Origin of the sequence: Bacillus sp. GbtcB14 (genome assembly GCF_019091205.1) — a bacterium.
In the GTDB taxonomy this organism is placed as follows: Bacteria; Bacillota; Bacilli; order Bacillales; family Bacillaceae_G; genus Bacillus_A; species Bacillus_A cereus_AG.
In genome coordinates this window covers 17,787-36,692 of the sequence record NZ_JAGXJT010000014.1, presented here as the reverse complement: position 1 = coordinate 36,692, position 18,906 = coordinate 17,787, and the positions used below count along the sequence as shown (strand labels likewise).

The following is an 18,906-nucleotide window of genomic DNA, read 5'->3' as shown; positions in this document are numbered from 1 at the left end:
AGGAAGTAAGATTTATTAAAAATAGAAAAGAAGGGTTTGTAATGAGAGGGTTATTTACGGGAAGGTTTGCAGGATATTCATTGGGACATTTTCAAAAGGATCTTCTTTCAGGAATAATTGTTGGAGTTGTTGCGATTCCACTTGCTATGTCTTTTGCTATAGCCTCTGGTGTTAAGCCAGAGTATGGGATTTATACAACATGTATTGCCGGGATACTCATTTCGCTATTTGGTGGTTCAAAGTATCAAATTGGAGGACCTACAGGTGCTTTTGTTCCGATTCTTTTAGGAATTGTTATTACCTATGGGTATGAAAATTTACTACTTGCTGGTTTATTAGCTGGAATTATCTTATGTCTTATGGGAATTTTTAAACTAGGCTCTTTAATTAAGTTTATTCCACGACCTGTAACAATTGGCTTTACATCAGGTATTGCTGTCATTATCTTTACGGGACAAATTGCTAGTTTTTTAGGTCTAACAGGTATAAAAAAGCATGAGGAATTTATAGCAAACCTGAAGGAAATCTTCACTCATATCGGTACGATCAATTTTTACAGTGTTATAACTGCTTTGATTTGCCTTTTTGTTATACTCATAACACCAAAGATTTTGCCAAAAGTGCCAGGTTCATTAGTAGGTGTTGTTATATCAACTTTAATTGCAACTATATTTTTCTCAGGTCATGTACCTACTATTGGTACAGCATATGGTACGATTCCAAACACACTTCCTCAATTTGGTATACCCGAAATCACATTAGAGCGTATAAAACAGTTAATCGGTCCTGCATTTGTTATTGCTATGTTGGGTGGTATTGAATCTCTTTTATCCGCTGTCGTGGCAGATGGTATGACAAATAGTAAACACAACAGTAACAAAGAACTGATTGGTCAAGGAATTGCCAATATTGTTACACCGTTATTTGGAGGAATTCCAGCAACTGGAGCGATCGCTCGAACAGCAACTAATATTAAGAGCGGAGCTACATCTGCGATGTCAGGTGTTTTTCACGGGGTATTTGTGTTATTCACACTTCTACTATTGGCTCCATATGCTTCACATATTCCACTTGCCAGTATGGCTCCCATTTTAATGGTGGTAGCTTGGAATATGAGTGAACAAAAACATTTTGTTCACATACTTAAAATGAAGACGGGGGATTCCCTTGTCTTGCTTGTAACATTTTTGCTTACTGTATTTACAAGTTTGACAACAGCTGTAGAAATCGGTCTTATTTTAGCGGTTATTTTGTTTACAAAACGTATGAGTAATATGCTTGTCATATCTAAAGTGCTTCCTGATCATACAAAAAAGAATGAAAAATTGTTACCCCATGTGGTAAATAAAGCTCATGATTGCCCGCAAATTGGTATTTACACAATAGAAGGGCCATTATTCTTTGGGGCTGCTCAAACATTTGAACAAAATATTTTAGCAACCATTCATTATAAACCCAAAGTTTTAATTTTACGTATGGGAAAAGTTCCTTTTATTGATACAACAGGAGAGTCTTACTTTAGGAATATTGTTCAGCATTTTAAAAAACAAGGTGGCGTACTTCTCATTTCAGGAATTCAATCAGAGCTAAAAGCAACTCTAGATAAGAATGGATTGTATGCTGAGATTGGGGAAGAAAACTTTTTTGATCATACCGGGGAAGCCATTAACTGTGCTTTAGGACATTTGAATACAAAGAAATGTATAGGGTGTAAGCATTTCGCTTTTCATGAATGTACCGAGCTTTCTCAACAATCTCAGGAAGTGAATACAATAAAGAATAAGGCAAATGCATTAGATTTTTAAAAAATTTACTTCACATACAAAGTTTGTTTGATTAGATCTACTCTTTTAATCCTTTTATTAAAAAATAGAGAAGGAGAAAGTTTGCTTTGGAGAATGCGGAAAAGATTTTTGCAAGGTGTGAACAAGAAGGTTTTTCATACATCCAACATATGATCATGAAACAGCAAGAAGAGAATATCTTCCTTACATTTAAACGAAAAACGGATTATACAAACAGTATCTTTTCAAAAGAGGATAAAAATAATTATGAAAAAAATGTCTCGTTTTTTTCTCATGTTTCTGGTGGTGTAATTATATGGGGAGTAGCTTCGAGTAAAAATAAAGATGGTGTGAACATAGCTAAAAAAATCCAACCTATCTCTAATGGAAAAGAGTTCTTAAGTAATCTAAATTGTTTATTTCCAAAAGATTTTTCTGCCATAAACCCGGATGTTAAAAACATATATATTCCTTTTCCTAAAGAAACAAACAATGGATTTGTAATCACATATGTTCCAGGGAACAACTATCTGTTAAGCCTTAATAACTATTATACAAAGACCAGGGATAACTTTGTAATGATGATGGGGCAAATTCTTTTAAATGATGTGTTAAAAAATAGAATACTATGAAGAAATTCATTATAAATCATGGATATAGAGGAGAATAAATAATGTCTCAATTTAAAGAGCAAGTATTAAATGTGTTAGAAGACGTATGTGAAAATGATATCGTAAAAGAGAACCCAGATGTGCAATTATTCGAAGAAGGAATTCTAGATTCTTTTGCTACAGTATCTTTATTAGTAGAATTTCAAGAACGTTTAAACATTGAAGTGTCTATTTCTGACTTTGACCGTGATGAATGGGCAACACCGAACATGATCATTAAGAAACTGAAGGATCTGCGATAAAAATAGGTTCTTGAAACATAGATAAGGGCAACTTCTTAAATTTCAACTTTAGAATTGTTAGTCTTATGAAATTATAAAAGGGAAGTTTTAAAAAGCTATATATAATGAATGACTACAAGTGGAGGAAATAAAAATATGTCTAATTTACCTAATTGCCCAAAATGTAATTCAGAGTACACTTACGAAGATGGAAATCTTTTTGTTTGCCCAGAATGTGCCCATGAGTGGACTTTAGAATCAGAAACTGAAAATAGTGAAGATACAAAGGTAATTAAAGATGCAAATGGAAATGTACTAAACGATGGTGATTCTGTAACAGTCATTAAAGATCTTAAAGTAAAAGGAACTTCATCTGTTGTAAAAATCGGTACAAAAGTAAAAAGTATTCGTTTAGTGGATGGAGACCATGATATTGATTGCAAAATTGATGGTTTTGGAGCGATGAAATTAAAATCTGAATTTGTTAAAAAGATATAAATGCGATTTTCATGCAACAGAACTAGTTTAATTGTTTAAAGTCAATGAATATACAACATTTTTAAGGTAGAAATGAAACAACTTTTATAATAAAAAGACCTCATTCATGATAAATATTCTTGAACGAGGTCTTTCTGTTTTTTTGAACTTATTTCAACCATACCTGTGTTTTTGGGGAAAACGATGCATGAGTATGTTGGAAGTATAATAACCGAAATTACTTAATATATAGAAAAACAGTTTTTAAATTGGAAATTAGAGTCTTAGAGTGGTTTTTATGTCATTTGGTTGGCGGGACCCCGTCATGTATCTATAAAAGTAGAAAAAGGTTATGTCATGGAAATGAAATCCAGTCTATGACCCATTTTTACACGTATCCCGGCTGAACCCCAAGATGACTTGAAATGTGAAGAACAACTCAAAAGCTTAGAGAAATGTAATTGTACGATGATTATCTCAGAGGAACATTCATCGGCAAAAAAAGAGTACAACTTAAAAATATGATAGATAACCTAAAGCAAGATGATAAAATTGTTGTTACAAAACTGTTCACATTAGCTGATTCAACACGTCATCTTGTTGAGTTATTACAAGTCATTGATAATAAAGGTGCTTACATTTACTTTGTTCAAGAAGATATTGATACGAGTCATGCAAATGGGTATCATTTTGGAGATATTATAAAACATCTTGTTGATTTTCAAAGTGATGTAATTAGTGAAAAAACGAAGAAAGGCTTGTATGAAGGGAAACAAAAGGGAGTTACAGCAGGACGCCCAAGAAAACCTGATGAGAATGTAAAGCGTGCTATTGTAATGTATCAAAGTGGTAACTATAGTTTAGCTGAAATACGAGAAGAAACTGGAATCAGTAAATCTACTTTATATAGATATTTAGAAAATTAAATCACATTAAGGGCCTTTGTAAAAGGCTCTTTTTATTTTATCTAGGTACAGTATGTTTACAGTATGTAGTAACAACTAAAAAATAGAAAAAAGTGAATTATTAAGTATATAACTATATACTTATGTTATTGTTATAGAAAAGAATTTCTAACAAATCTTTACAAAAGGGATGAAAAATTTATTAAAAGGGGAGATCTATTTGATTGATCAATTATTTATTGTGGGGATTTACCTACTAATCATTTTTATGTGTACATATATCACATTAGAGTATCGACAGCATAAAATGAGTAAACAGTATTTTGTAGTATGGTTAGTTGCTGTTTTTTTAACAGGTCCATTCGGTTTTCTTTTATATCTGTTATGTGGCAAGAGATACAAAGGTCTGTAAGAATACGTTGTAAAGAAGTATTGTAAAGGTTTTGTAAAGAATGAGCTTTTCGGTTGATTATATAAGTAGTTAATTATATACTTATTTCAAGAAGGAGAGAAAATTAAAAAAGAATCTATTTAATGAATATTATGTTTAATTTTCGCTCAATATATAAGTGTATGCTTATGTATTTATAAATAGGAGGTGTGGATATGGAAAAAACGGTTATAGAATTAACAAGAGTGTCACAGTTACTAAAGCTACTAGGAGACAAAACAAGACTAACAATAGTATCAATTCTCAAACAACGTGAATGTTGTGTCTGTGAACTTCTTGAAGTGTTTGACATGAGTCAACCTTCAATCAGTCAACATCTTCGAAAGTTAAAGGATTTAGGCTTGGTGCAAGAAGAGCGTAGAGGTCAGTGGATTTATTATTCTTTAAATCAAACAAGTGATTTATACGCACTTTTAGAAGATATTTTAGCGCATGTACCAGACCAAACAGAGAAAATTAAACAAATTGAGAAGAGCAATCCTACACTCCAGTGTGGTTGTTAATAAATAGTTAGAAAGGGAAGTGAGAAGGATGAGCAACACGGGGAAAAAACGTCTGTCTTTCCTAGATCGATATCTAACCCTTTGGATTTTTCTTGCAATGGCAGTAGGAATTGGAGTTGGCTATATATCCCCTGGATTTGTTGAGGGCATGAATAGCTTACAAGTAGGAACAACCTCTATACCACTTGCGATTGGGTTAATTTTAATGATGTATCCTCCATTAGCAAAAGTTCGTTATGAAGAGATGGGGCGCGTTTTTAAAGATGTAAAAGTATTGGTATTATCACTTGTACAAAACTGGATTATTGGTCCTATTCTTATGTTTGCCTTGGCAATTATATTTTTACAGGATAAGCCAGAATACATGGTGGGCTTAATCATGATTGGTTTAGCTCGTTGTATTGCGATGGTTATCGTATGGAATGACTTAGCGAAAGGTGATACGGAGTATGCGGCAGGATTAGTTGCTTTTAACTCTGTATTCCAAATGTTATTTTTCTCAGTATACGCTTATGTGTTTGTAACAGTCATTCCAGAATGGTTAGGAATTGAAGGAGCTGTTGTAGATATTACAATGGCAGAGGTTGCAAAATCAGTCTTTATTTATTTAGGAATTCCGTTCATCGCAGGAATGTTAACACGTTTTATTTTTGTAAAAACAAAAGGGCGAGAGTGGTACGAAAAAGTATTCATTCCCAAAATCAGCCCAATTACATTAATCGCATTATTATTTACAATTATTGTGATGTTCTCATTACAAGGTGAAGCTATTATTAGCGTACCATTCGATGTTGTACGTATTGCAATCCCATTACTGATTTATTTTGTATTAATGTTCTTTATCTCTTTCTATATGGGTAAGAAAATTGGTGCAAGTTATGGAGTATCAACAACATTAGCATTTACAGCTGGAAGTAACAACTTTGAATTAGCAATCGCTGTAGCTGTAGGTGTATTTGGAATCCAGTCTGGTGCAGCGTTTGCGGCAGTTATCGGACCTTTAGTCGAGGTGCCAGTTATGATAGCGCTTGTAAATGTAGCACTTTGGTTCCAACGTAAATACTTTCAAACACAACCAAAATAACTAATTATAATAAAGGTGGAATTATCATGGAAAACAAAAAAACAATTTACTTCTTATGCACAGGAAACTCTTGTCGTAGCCAAATGGCAGAAGCTTGGGGCAAAAAATATTTAGGTGACAAATGGAATGTACTTTCTGCTGGTATTGAGGCACACGGAGTAAATCCAAATGCGATTAAAGCACTGAATGAAGTAGACATCGATATCACGGATCAAACATCTGATATTATTGATCGCGACATTTTAGACAAAGCGGATCTTGTTGTAACGCTTTGTGGCCATGCAAATGATGTATGTCCAACAACGCCACCACATGTAAAACGAGTTCACTGGGGCTTTGATGATCCAGCTGGTCAAGAGTGGTCTGTATTCCAAAAAGTTCGTGATGAAATTGGTGAACGTATTAAAAAGTTTGCTGAAACAGGAGAATAATTGAAAACAAAATAAGCCGAGAATTTTTTCTCGGCTTATTTTATAAAGAAGGGGAGAAATCAGAGATGAAAAAGATTGAAATTTTTGATCCTGCAATGTGTTGCTCTACCGGAGTTTGCGGCCCAAGTGTTGATTCAGAATTAATTCGTATATCAGTTGCTGTTAACAATTTGAAAAATAAAGGAATTGATGTAACTCGTTATAATCTTGCGAGTGAACCAGATGCTTTTGCTAATAACAGTGTTATTAGTCAGTTATTAATGGATAAAGGACCAGATGTGTTACCTGTAACTATAGTAGATGGAAAGATAGTAAAAGAAAGAGTTCATTTAACAAATGAAGAATTAGCACAATTAACGAATATGACGGAAGAAGAGTTAAGTCAGAAGCCAAAGATACGTTTAAATGTAAACGTAAAAAAATAGAGAAAGAAGTGAAAGGCAATGACAAACCTATTTAATCCAAGCACAATGACATTTACACCATTTCTATTCTTTACTGGTAAAGGTGGCGTAGGTAAAACATCAACCGCATGTGCAACAGCCATAACGTTAGCTGATATGGGGAAACGTGTTTTGTTAATTAGTACTGATCCCGCTTCAAATTTGCAAGACGTATTTGAAATCGAACTAACCAATAAACCAAAAGTCATTCCTAATGTTCCGAATCTACATGTAGCTAACTTAGATCCTGAAACAGCTGCTCATGAATATAAAGAGCGTGTTGTTGGTCCATATCGTGGAAAGCTACCTGATACGGTTATTGCGACAATGGAAGAGCAATTATCCGGAGCGTGTACAGTAGAAATTGCAGCTTTTGATGAGTTTTCTACGTTACTTACAAATAAAGAATTAACATCGAAATTCGATCACATTATTTTCGATACAGCGCCAACAGGACATACGCTCCGTCTTCTTCAACTTCCAACAGCTTGGAGCGGATTCCTAGAAGAAAGTACACATGGAGCTTCTTGTCTAGGACCGTTAGCGGGACTTGGAGATAAAAAAGAATTATATAGTCAAACTGTTGAAGCGTTATCTAATCCAAAGCAAACATCGTTAATGCTTGTGACACGTCCTGATAGTTCCCCGTTGCAAGAAGCAGAACGTGCAGCCAAAGAGTTAAAAGAAATTGGAGTTAGTAATCAATATTTGCTAGTAAATGGTGTTTTAACGAACTATGTGCAAAATGATAGTGTTTCTAAAGCATTGTTTACAAGACAAGTACGTGCGTTAGAAAACATGACAGAAGAACTGAAAGATCTTCCAGCTTATGAAATTCCATTAGTGCCGTTTAATGTTACTGGCATAGAGAATATGAGAAAGTTGGTTCAACCAATAGAAAATCTTTCAATTTCAGATGAAGAACAACACAATGTTTCTATACCACCTCTTCAAAACTTGATTACAGACCTATCTAAGACAGGAAAAAGAGTTATTTTTACAATGGGAAAAGGTGGAGTAGGAAAAACAACTGTAGCTTCAGCAATTGCAGTTGGGCTTGCTGAAAAAGGACATCATGTACATTTAACTACAACGGATCCAGCGGCACATATTGATTATGTTATGCATGGCGAACAAGGGAATATTACGATAAGCCGTATTGATCCAAAACTAGAAGTAGAAAATTACCGTAAGGAAGTTATTGAGCAGGCGAAAGATACAGTAGATGAAGAAGGGTTAGCGTATTTAGAAGAAGATTTACGTTCTCCTTGTACAGAGGAGATTGCGGTATTCCGTGCTTTAGCTGATATTGTTGAAAAAGCAAATGATGAAATCGTGGTAATTGATACCGCACCAACAGGTCACACATTATTGTTACTAGATGCGGCGCAAACGTATCATAAAGAAATCGCAAGATCTTCAGGTGAAGTACCGCAGTCTGTGAAAAACTTACTACCACGTCTTCGTAATCCAGAGGAAACAAGTGTTGTAATTGTAACGTTAGCAGAAGCGACACCAGTTCATGAAGCAAGTCGTCTACAAGAGGATTTAAAACGTGCAGAAATTTATCCGAAATGGTGGGTAATTAATCAAAGCTTTTATGCAACGCATACAATAGACCCAGTATTAAAGGGACGATCACAATCTGAAGTGCAATGGATTCAAGAAGTTCAAAAAGAATCAAAACATAATAGTGTGATTATTCCTTGGCAATCAGAAGATGTTATTGGATATGAAAAACTAAAAGAATTGACAGTTCAATAATTGTTCATTAGGAGGCATTCACAATGCATAAAGTCGTTATTTTAGGAACAGGACCAGCCGGATTAACAGCAGCTATCTACTTAGCACGTGCGAATATGAATCCACTTATTATTGAAGGAACTCAGCCGGGTGGACAATTAACTACGACAACGGATGTAGAGAACTTTCCAGGTTTCCCTGATGGTATTATGGGACCAGAGCTAATGGACAATATGAGGAAACAAGCAGAACGATTTGGTGCAGAGTTTAAAAATGGTTGGGTAGAAAAAGTGGATGTATCTAAGCGACCATTTAAAATCACTGTAACTGGAATGGAAGAGATAGAAGCTGAATCCATTATTGTTTCTACAGGTGCTTCTGCTAAATTACTCGGGATTCCAGGAGAGAAGGAAAATATGGGTCGTGGAGTAGGAACTTGTGCAACATGTGATGGATTCTTCTATCGTGGTAAAAAAGTCATTGTAGTTGGTGGTGGAGACTCTGCAATGGAAGAAGCAAACTTCCTAACAAAGTTTGCAACAGAAGTTCATATTGTACATCGTAGAGATGAACTACGTGCATCTAAAATCATGCAAGATCGTGCAAAAGCAAACGAGAAAATTACTTGGGGATTAAATAAAACACCGATAGAAGTAATAGCAGATGGAAAAGTTACAGGTCTAAAAGTGAAAGATAACGAAACTGGTGAGGAAGAAATTATTGAAACTGACGGTATTTTCATTGCGATTGGCCATCGTCCAAATACAGAGTTTTTAAATGGTCAAGTTAAGATAGATGAAGCTGGTTATATTGTTGTAAAACCAGGAACGACAGAGACAAATATACCAGGAGTATTTGCATGTGGAGATGTGCAAGACCATAAGTATCGTCAAGCAATTACGGCTGCAGGAACTGGTTGTATGGCTGCATTGGATTCCGAACGCTTCTTAGAAAATCATGCTGTGCATGATTGGAGTCAATCTTTATAAAACGGGGGAAGTTAAAATGAATATTACAGATAAAGCAAAAGAGTTTATTGAAACTGCTATGAAAGAAAATGGTGTTACAACATTACGTTTTACATTTGATGGTGCTGGCTGCTGTGGTCCTAGCTACGGTATTAATCTAGGCGAAGCACAAGAAAATGATGTCACAGAAACAGTAAACGGTATTCAAGTTGCAATGGATCCAAAGGTTGTTGAAATTGTAAATACATTGACACTAGACTATGTAGAAGATCAACAAGGTGCAGGCCTTGTTATTAGTGGCGGATCTAACTGCTGCTAAAGTATAAATAAAAGGAGACTAACAAACATGACGAACTATCACGAACTTGTAAAAGGAAAAGTATATATTGGTGGAGTAGACGCTATACAAGACGCAGTAAAAAAGCATGGGATTACAGAGGTGTTTGATTTACGTGCTGGAGGAGAAGAGCCAGAAGGATTTCCAGGTGAAGCTAAGCGACATGCTTATCCAATTGTAGAGGGTGTAGAAGGGCAAGATGAATCTGTTAAAAGTGCAATTGGAGCCGTTAAAGAAGCTGTAGAACGAGGAGAAAAAGTATTTTTCCATTGCTCTGGTGGACGAAATCGTACTGGTACGGTTGCTACAGGATTATTATTAGAATTAGGTCATGCTTCTAATGTAGAAGATGCAGAACAACAAGTAAAAACAGTTCGTTCTATTATTGCAATTAAACCAGAGTTAAAACAAGTATTACAAAACCTATATCAACACTAAGAGTGAAACGGATATTTTTTATAAAATATCCGTTTTTTTATAAACAAGAATATGTATTGTACGCATAAAAATATCCGATAATGGAAATGATAAAAATTTTTTAAGAGGGGATATGTAAATGGCAAAGCGTAAAAATGATTGGACGGAAAAGAAAATAGAGAAGTATATAAAAGAAGGCAGAGGACAAGGGGAGTTAAATAACTATAAACCCTGGTTAACGATACAAAATGTATCTTCAACGGGGAATAGCTCTCGTATAATGGGGTGGAAAACTAATAGGAGACATGAGTTTCTGTCGGATTTAGAGAGGGATTACTTTTTTATATTAGAATGGATAGAAGAAGTTATTGATATTCGTGAACAATTTCCATTAAATCGAGAATTGACATATAAAATTGCTGAAGAAAAAGGGATACATCATCCTATTTGTAAAGGAACTGAAACGTTAATAGTTCTGACAACAGATTTTTTCCTGACGGTTCGAGACGGAAAAGAAATTAAATATATTGCTAGGACTATAAAGCCTAGTAGTGAATTAGAAAATGAAAGGGTAATTGAAAAGTTTGAGATAGAAAGAGAATATTGGGAAAGGAAAGGAATCGATTGGGGAGTTGTAACAGAAAAGGATATTCCCGATACGATGAGTCAGAATATTTCGTGGATTCATAACCATTATTATCTCGAAGAAATTGAGGATGAAACTTTTGTGAAATTCTTTTTTAGTTACTTAATGACGTTTCAAAATGTGGATAAGAGCTTTATAGAAATCTGCAATGAGTTTGAAGAACAGTATAATTTGGAACAAGGTTCGTCAATTAATTATTTTAAATATTTAGTAGCTAGAAAGTTAATTTCTGTAGATATCAATACGCAAAAATTAAATATGCGAGGTTTACATATAAGCGAACTAGCTTTTAGTGAAAGGGGCGATGAGAATTTTGATTACGCTATCAGTTAATGAAATATTTAAGTCAATTGATGATTCAAAGATATACAGATTACTCTGGATAGATGAAAGTAATGTTATTACATATTTAATCGATGTATATGATGAAAAAGCTATGCCTTTTGTAGATACACTGAAAAGTCTTCAAGAAGGCTTTTCGAATGGACAGTATATGAAAGTAAGCAATGATGAAGTATTTCCAGTTGTAAATCATCAAGAATTGACAGAAAAAGATATACTTATGAGAGATAAGGCATGGAATATTATACAAGATTTAATAATTCAAGAACCTAACATTTATAAAAGAGATAAAAGAGGTACGTTAATTAGACAAACGAGAGGGAATTTTGGGTGCTCAAAACAAACGATTTACAAATATTTAAAGCGGTATTGGCAAAGAGGAAAGGTCAGAGATAGCCTACTTCCTGATTTTAAAAATTGCGGTAATAAGGGGAAGTCGAAGAATTGGAGCGGAAATAAGACGGGTAGACCGAGAATGACTAATAGCACGGGAATCAATATTACATCGGAATTAAAAGGAATATTCAAGAAAGCTATACAAAATTATTATTTTACAAGTCCAGAAAATACACTGACATATACATACAAAATGATGATTAGGGATGCTTTTCAGGCAAGCATTCGTTATCAAGATGGAACAAAGTATATTGTGATTGAAGACGCAGATACCATTCCTACTTTTCGACAGTTCTATTATTGGTTTCATAAAGAATATGGAGTTGAAGAAATTACGTCAGCTAAGCATGGGAGAAAGAAATTCGAAAGAGATCATAGGGCTGTTTTAGGTTCGTCTTCTTTTGAAGTTTTTGGACCGGGATCCAGATATCAAATTGATGCGACAATCGCTAACGTATATATAGTTTCTCGTTATAATTCTGATTGGGTATTGAAGAGACCAACTATATACTATGTAACGGATGTCTTTACCCATTTAATTACTGGTTTTTATATTGGGCTTGAAGGCCCCTCATGGACTGGAATGATGATGGCACTTTTGAATTCTACAGTTTATAAAAAGGACTTTTGTGCGGATTATGGTATTAATATTACAGATAATTGTTGGCCAGCAGCACATCTACCAGAGATTATTTTAGGAGATCGCGGAGAGTTAGAAGGATATAATGTAAATCATTTGATACAAGGGCTTAATATTACAGTGGAAAATAATCCATCCTTTCGTCCAGACTGGAAAGGCATTGTAGAAAAATTATTTGATACATCTCAAGAAACAATACGCCCCTTTTTACCTGGATATGTTTTAAAAGATTGGGGTGAAAGAGGGGCAAAAGATCCACGTTTAGAGGCGAAACTCAATATAGAACAATATACAAAAATTATTATCAATTTTATTCTGCATTACAATAAAAATTTCTATATGAAGAATTATATACGGGACAAAGATATGATAGTTGATAATGTAAAACCAACACCAATTGAATTGTGGAAATGGGGAATAAAAAATCGCTCTGGGAAATTACGAGTCGTTCATCCTGATATCATGAAATTTTATTTAATGCCGAGAGGTGTTGCTAGAATCACTGCAAAAGGAATCAGATTTGAAAAAATGTTGTATAGCTGTGACACGGCAATACAACAATCATGGTTTGCTACAGCAAGAACAAAGAAAAGTTGGAAAGTGGATGCTTCTTATGATCCTCGAAATATGAATAATATTTATATTCATACAAAGGATGAAAAGATATTTGAAAACTGCTATTTATTAAAACATCAAGAGCGATATCAAGATAAAGCCTTAGAGGAGGTTAGACAGTTAAATAGCTTAGAAAGTAAAGGTTACAAAGAAGAAGAACATATATTACTACAAAATGAAATTAACTTTTTTGATAATATTCAATCGATTGTTAAAGAAGCTGTTAAGGAAGCAAGCAAAAAACAAACAAAGCATGTAATAAAGAGAAAGAAAATTAAAGACATCAAGCATCATACCCAATTGGAGAGGAAAATGCGAAGAACTGAGGAAGTATTTCAACTTGATAACAATGAAGAAGAGGCTCTACCAGAGGTTATTCATTTGGATAAACAACAAGAAGATGAATTCAAGCGTCGCTCAGTTAAAGAATTATTTAATAAAAGGAGGAGGCATAAGCATGAGTGACACTCTAAGAGAAATACAGTTAGATAATGGGACATACGCTTTTCTAGCTCAATATCAGCAACAGCAATTAGTTGATTATCAGGGGAATCCGCTGATAGAAGCTTTACCTGGCATATTGTCATATGAAGAAGCTTTTGATCAACTTAGCTTCCTACCCAATTATCATGAAAAAGAAAGAAATTTATCAGATCATCATCGATTTCATGCCTTATTACGTTTAACTCGTTTTTTTCAACCAATTTCTCAAACATTAGACTTGGAAAGACGTTTTTCAAGATTTTTACGCTATGGATATGTGAATCGGAATCCTCTTCAAAAGCAACACGTTCAAGTATTAAATGAATTACATCATCAATTAGTAGAAAGAAATAATTTAAGTCTGCCGGCGGATATACGGGCTACTGCATCTAGTTTTACATTAATGGGTTTCTCTGGCATTGGAAAATCAACAGCTATAGAACGAATACTTTCATTATATCCTCAACTTATTATTCATAGAGATCCCCTCAATACGCTTCAAATTGTTTGGTTAAAATTAAATTGCCCACATGATGGGTCGTTAAAGTCATTATGTCAAAACTTCTTTGAAAAGATAGATCAATTAATTGGCACAAACTATCTCGAAAGTTATGGGAAATCCTCTAATTCTATAAGTTCAATGGTAACTAGGATGGGGCAAATTTCTAGACTACATTGTGTTGGTGCATTGATCATAGATGAAATTCAACATCTGTTGGCAGCGACAGGGGATGCCTCTGAGAAAATGATGAATTTTTTTGTTACCCTTATTAATGAAATTGGTATTCCGGTAATGATAATTGGAACCATGAGGGCTAGGAGCCTTTTACAAAAAGATTTTAGACAAGCACGTCGTGGTAGTGGACAAGGTGATATGGTCTGGCAACAAATGAGCAATAAAGAAGATTGGGAAGTTTTAATTACAAGTATGTGGGATTATCAGTGGACAAAGCAACATGTGGAACTAAATCAAGATTTATTAGATGTTATTTACGAGGAAAGCGAGGGTATTACTGATATAGCTATAAAGTTGTTTTTACTAGCACAGGGGCGAGCGATTGAAACGGGCATAGAAAAAATTTCATCAGAATTAATCAGAAAAGTGGGTAAAGAAGATTTAAGACTTGTTCAACCTATGCTTCAAGCTCTTAAATCTGGTTGTGAAACAGAAATTGCAAAGTATGAAGATCTTGTATCGTTAGATATACAAGATTATATATTTAATAAACTTCCAGTAATTGATATGAGAGCCAAACTCCAAGATAAAAAAGAAAAAATCGCACAAGAGCGTCAGAAAATAGAACCAACAAAGGTAGAGAAATTGATTATTTCCCTTATAAACTTAGATATAAACGAAAAGGATGCAGAAAGAGCAACAAAATATGTATTAAATAAATCACCTAACTCTAAAATTAGTGAGTTGATGAAAGAAGCTTTACAATATATTAAGGACAAAGGAAGCAAAAAGAAAAAAGTTGTAGTAGAGGATAAAAATAAATTAAAGTGTATCATTGATGAAGGTAAAAAGAATAGACAGTCTGCGTATGAGGCTCTCAATGGTGAAGGATATATTAAGGACCCTTTAAAAGAATTTAATTATAAAGAATCAAGGTGATGTAAAATGCTTGATTATTTTCCTGTACCGTATGAGGATGAATTGTTTTATAGTATAGTCTCTAGATATCATATTCGAAGTCCAGATTTATCAAAAAAGCATACTATGAAGAAGTTGTTTAATAAAAGTGGCTGTTTCTTCGGGATTGAATCCATTGGTGAATTAAAATATTTAGTTGATAATTTACAAGTGTTTTCAGATGTGTTTACTGAAAAGTATTTTATAGAAAGGCATTCACTGATTCCACTTATAAGACCATTTAAAACAAAAGAATGGTACGAACAATTAAGCATAGGAATCTCTTCAAAAGTTTATCAGAGTTTATTTAGTTTGAAAAAAGGGAATATAAAGTCAAAAGAGCATTTATATTATTGCTCTGTATGCGTAAAGGAACAATATCAACTTTATGGTGAAGGGTATTGGAATAGAGTACATCAGGTTCCAGGAGTTTTTGTATGCATTAAACATCAATTACCTCTAAAGAAACATCCGGTTAATATTATGACTTTTCGGTCTCATAATTTTATCTATCCAAATCTAAAGGATAGTAACAGCAATGAGATATTCATGGAAAGTGAACTTGTGGATGAATTAATAGGAATTGCAGAAGATGTAAAATATTTGCTAGATAAAAATTTTTCGTCTTTTTCAAAAGATTATTATGTTGAGAAATATGAGACACTTTTGAAGGTTAAAGGGATTGGATACCCCACTTTAAAAAGACATCAGCGCTTAAGGGAGTTACTTCAAGATCATTATTCGCAAACCCTATTAAGGATGTTAGAATCCTCATTTAAAATAGATGAAAGATTATCATGGGTAAATTATATTCTGGGGAAAGGTAGTATACAATTTTGTCATCCCATTAGGCATATATTGATTATGCGATGTTTGTGTGGCTCAGTAAAAAATTTTTTTGAAAATGAATATTTGTATGAACCCTTTGGAAAAGGTCCATGGTTATGCATGAATTCCCTATCGAATCATTATTTACAAAAATGTGTAGATAAGGTGGAAATCAGTGTTCACGGATTGAATCGAGAAATTCAAGGGGATTTTGAGTGTGATTGTGGTTATATATATAGACTTAGGGAATGGGAGCAAAACCCCCTAGAAGTTGCATTCTTTAATAATAGGATTATTCAAAAAGGCCACGTATGGGAAGTGGAGTTTAGCAAACTTTTATCTAGTGGATTAACACAAAAAGAAATAGCTATGAAAACGGGTTTTACACCACCGACTATACGAAAAATATTGAAGGATCGTAAAAATGTCCCAATTAAAAAATCGAGAGAAGACAGTTTGAAGGTCGCTCGAGAAAAGAAAACAGCTCAGTACAAGCATAAATGGATACAATTACGAAATAAATATCCAGCGTATACGAGAGCGAAATTAAGTGGTTTAAATAGAGCTGCATATGCGTGGCTAAGCAATTATGAGAGAGCGTGGTTAGAGGAACATTCACCACTTAAGGTTTTGGGGAAGCATTCAAAAAAAAAGAGTGTAGAAAGCTACAATAGAGAAGATTTAATATTAATCGAAGAAGCAAAAAAAATAGTTGATAACTGGGATGAATATGAAAAAAACAGAGGTAAGTTAATTAGAAAAACGTATGCAGCTGTTACGAAAATATTAGGTGTATACCAGAAATGTCAAAAAAAGAAAAATCATTCTTTATTACAAAGTTACATTGTCACAGTTGAAGAATCTTTACAAGATTTTCAAAAAAGAAGAGTTCGATATTTATTAAATACAAAATTCAAAGATAAAGTAGTTACTTTATCTAAAATAAAAGAGGCTGCAAGTATAAAGGTGGCTGTAAGGGAAGGCGAAGGGGATATAAAAGAATACGTTGAAAAATTGATCAAAGCTCATAATCAAACAAACTAAAAGATAGTATGGGCTAAGGATTATAAATCATCGTTTTTAAAACAAAAAAATTCATTCGTGAGTTTAAAATAAATATAACTCTTTTATAAAAAGGATAAACCGAAATCTTTCTATGATTTCGGTTTTTTTATTGAGATATAGTGAGTATGATGAATAAATAAGAGAAGAAGAAAATTAATATCGAATGTATAAACAAACAAGGGGATATAGATAGAAAGTTAACCCATTTTGTTCTGAACTTTTGTTTTACAAGAAAAAATATAAAGAGTGTGTTTTGATCCTTTTCAGAACACACTCTTTATTTATGCTCAAGTATTGAGTGGGAGTGTATAAATTTTTAATAATTTATTTTAGTAGGATAGTCCATAACTTTCTTGTAATAATTAAGATAGTATGCATTCCTAAAGGAAATACATTAGTGTTCAACTTTCTTGTAATTATTTTCTCTTAAGGGCCTTAAATATAATGGTTTAAAAGCATATTAGTAAAAGGGTTTGTTGTAATTAAACACGTTGTGAACTTAAAAGAAAGTTGTACATTTTACAACAAAGTAGCAGTATTAGTGTAAAACTTTCTTTTAACAATACACGTAACAGTTTAACTAGGGGACTTTATATAAAAGAAAGGTGTGTATTAAGTATATGGATATTATGCAACAATTAATGGACGTAGATAAAAAAGCTAGGGAACGAGAAAGAATGGAACTCATTCAACGATTTTATAATGAGGGAGTTTCTATCACGACAATTGCAAATGCGACAAATATGTGTGAAGAGGAAATTTCTTATATATTAAGTAACTAGTAGCCATATTTGATGAGATGAATAGAGGAGAAAAAGATAGAATTGTAATTCTATCTTTTTTTATGCTCTTAAATACAATTTTAAAACGAGAAAGGTAGAGGGAGAACATGAGTGTATATGTAAAAAAGAATCTAGTAAATTTACGAGTTGATTATGCTTTTAAGCGTTTGTTTGGAGTAGAAGGAAATGAAGATATATTAATTGGATTTCTTAACGCGGTACTACAATCATCTATTGATGAAGAAATTACATCTTTGCACTTAGATGATCCGCATCTTCCAAGAGAGCAGAAGGATGATAAATTGTCTATTTTAGATTTGCGAGCTACGCTAAATAGTGGTATAAAAATTAATATAGAGATTCAAGTTCGAGACAAAAAAGATATGATAGAGCGTTCTTTGTTCTATTGGTCAGGTATGTATTATTCTCAAATGACTCAAGGGATGAAATATACAGAATTAAGACCAACCATTTGTATTAATATAGTGGATTTCATTCTATTTCCAGAGGAGCAGGAGTTTCATAATGTTAATACAGTGATGAACAAAAAATCTAAACGTATCATTACCGAAAATATGCAGTTGCATTTTCTTGAAATCCCAAAAGTGATTCAAGAATGGCAAGGGAAACGAATGGATCCGTGGGAAGATTCTTTAGCGCGTTGGTTACTATTATTTCCTGCGCATGAGGATGAGAGATTAACAACAATCCTGGAGGCGATAGCAATGGAAAAAGATCCAGTTTTAAAAAAAGCGATAGAGGATTGGGAGCGTTTAAGTAGCGATAAGGATTTTTTACGCTTATATTGGGCTAGAGAAAAAGAAATAAAAGATAGAATATCTGAAATAGAAACAGCAGAAGAAAAAGGTGCAAAAGAAGCCAAAATACAACTAATTCAAAACATGATTAAAGTAGGTGTACCTTTAGAGAAAGTTGCAGAGGCTGCAGAATTAAGTGTTGAAGAGGTTAATGAGATTTTAAGAAATAAAAAATAGATATAAATGATAAAAAACAGGTAATTGTGATTAAACATGATTACCT

18 protein-coding genes and 1 pseudogene are annotated in these 18,906 nt (G+C 33.5%); all 19 read left to right on the top strand.

Annotated elements, in window-relative coordinates; translation table 11 throughout:
• The first annotated feature begins 41 nt into the window (after positions 1-41).
• The 19 genes and pseudogenes from KVT31_RS25885 (at position 42) to KVT31_RS25790 (ending at position 18,860) form a co-directional block, all read left to right on the top strand.
• Complete coding sequence (locus KVT31_RS25885) at positions 42-1,805, top strand: SulP family inorganic anion transporter (RefSeq protein ID WP_001214613.1); 1,764 nt, start codon at positions 42-44, stop codon at positions 1,803-1,805.
• Between the two features lie 86 nt (positions 1,806-1,891).
• A complete protein-coding gene (locus tag KVT31_RS25880; protein WP_000426344.1) occupies positions 1,892-2,416 on the top strand; it encodes a hypothetical protein in 525 nt (174 codons plus the stop codon).
• Between the two features lie 41 nt (positions 2,417-2,457).
• Positions 2,458-2,697, top strand: coding sequence for a D-alanine--poly(phosphoribitol) ligase subunit DltC (dltC, locus tag KVT31_RS25875; protein ID WP_000077294.1), 240 nt, complete (start codon positions 2,458-2,460; stop codon positions 2,695-2,697).
• 135 nt (positions 2,698-2,832) lie between these two features.
• Positions 2,833-3,174, top strand: a complete 342-nt coding sequence (locus tag KVT31_RS25870; RefSeq protein ID WP_000067663.1) for a zinc ribbon domain-containing protein YjdM — start codon at positions 2,833-2,835, stop codon at positions 3,172-3,174.
• Positions 3,175-3,537: 363 nt separating this feature from the next.
• A pseudogene (locus KVT31_RS25865) lies at positions 3,538-4,079 on the top strand (recombinase family protein).
• Positions 4,080-4,664: 585 nt separating this feature from the next.
• Positions 4,665-5,012 (top strand): ArsR/SmtB family transcription factor, encoded by a 348-nt coding sequence (locus KVT31_RS25855; RefSeq protein WP_000416301.1) that lies wholly within the window; start codon positions 4,665-4,667, stop codon positions 5,010-5,012.
• Positions 5,013-5,040: 28 nt separating this feature from the next.
• Positions 5,041-6,096, top strand: coding sequence for an ACR3 family arsenite efflux transporter (arsB, locus tag KVT31_RS25850; RefSeq protein WP_000072354.1), 1,056 nt, complete (start codon positions 5,041-5,043; stop codon positions 6,094-6,096).
• A 26-nt stretch (positions 6,097-6,122) separates the two neighbouring features.
• Positions 6,123-6,527 (top strand): arsenate reductase (thioredoxin), encoded by a 405-nt coding sequence (arsC, locus tag KVT31_RS25845; RefSeq protein WP_000428325.1) that lies wholly within the window; start codon positions 6,123-6,125, stop codon positions 6,525-6,527.
• Between the two features lie 65 nt (positions 6,528-6,592).
• A complete protein-coding gene (arsD, locus tag KVT31_RS25840) occupies positions 6,593-6,952 on the top strand; it encodes an arsenite efflux transporter metallochaperone ArsD (RefSeq protein WP_000717840.1) in 360 nt (119 codons plus the stop codon).
• 18 nt (positions 6,953-6,970) lie between these two features.
• Entirely contained in the window at positions 6,971-8,734 is a 1,764-nt protein-coding gene (gene arsA, locus KVT31_RS25835; protein WP_000182869.1) for an arsenical pump-driving ATPase, read from the top strand.
• A 23-nt stretch (positions 8,735-8,757) separates the two neighbouring features.
• Entirely contained in the window at positions 8,758-9,702 is a 945-nt protein-coding gene (gene trxB, locus KVT31_RS25830; RefSeq protein ID WP_000549739.1) for a thioredoxin-disulfide reductase, read from the top strand.
• A 16-nt stretch (positions 9,703-9,718) separates the two neighbouring features.
• Positions 9,719-10,000, top strand: a complete 282-nt coding sequence (locus tag KVT31_RS25825; protein WP_001027747.1) for a HesB/IscA family protein — start codon at positions 9,719-9,721, stop codon at positions 9,998-10,000.
• A gap of 27 nt (positions 10,001-10,027) precedes the next feature.
• Positions 10,028-10,456, top strand: a complete 429-nt coding sequence (locus tag KVT31_RS25820; protein ID WP_033695785.1) for a protein-tyrosine phosphatase family protein — start codon at positions 10,028-10,030, stop codon at positions 10,454-10,456.
• A gap of 118 nt (positions 10,457-10,574) precedes the next feature.
• On the top strand, positions 10,575-11,414 hold the full coding sequence (locus KVT31_RS25815; RefSeq protein ID WP_001129155.1) for a heteromeric transposase endonuclease subunit TnsA: 840 nt from the start codon (positions 10,575-10,577) through the stop codon (positions 11,412-11,414).
• Positions 11,395-13,539, top strand: coding sequence for a Mu transposase C-terminal domain-containing protein (locus KVT31_RS25810; protein WP_000631828.1), 2,145 nt, complete (start codon positions 11,395-11,397; stop codon positions 13,537-13,539). The genes KVT31_RS25815 and KVT31_RS25810 overlap by 20 nt, the downstream gene beginning before the upstream one ends.
• Positions 13,532-15,172 (top strand): ATP-binding protein, encoded by a 1,641-nt coding sequence (locus KVT31_RS25805; protein WP_001285624.1) that lies wholly within the window; start codon positions 13,532-13,534, stop codon positions 15,170-15,172. Before KVT31_RS25810 ends, KVT31_RS25805 begins: the two co-directional genes overlap by 8 nt.
• A 6-nt stretch (positions 15,173-15,178) precedes the next feature.
• The gene (locus tag KVT31_RS25800) at positions 15,179-17,062 is read left to right on the top strand and encodes a TnsD family Tn7-like transposition protein (RefSeq protein WP_000888139.1); all 1,884 of its coding nucleotides are present in this window, start codon (positions 15,179-15,181) and stop codon (positions 17,060-17,062) included.
• A 641-nt stretch (positions 17,063-17,703) separates the two neighbouring features.
• Positions 17,704-17,865 carry a hypothetical protein gene (locus tag KVT31_RS25795; RefSeq protein WP_169833827.1) on the top strand — a complete coding sequence of 54 codons (162 nt, stop codon included), beginning with the start codon at positions 17,704-17,706 and terminating at the stop codon, positions 17,863-17,865.
• Positions 17,866-17,972: 107 nt separating this feature from the next.
• Entirely contained in the window at positions 17,973-18,860 is an 888-nt protein-coding gene (locus KVT31_RS25790) for an Rpn family recombination-promoting nuclease/putative transposase (protein ID WP_046199526.1), read from the top strand.
• Positions 18,861-18,906 lie beyond the last annotated feature (46 nt).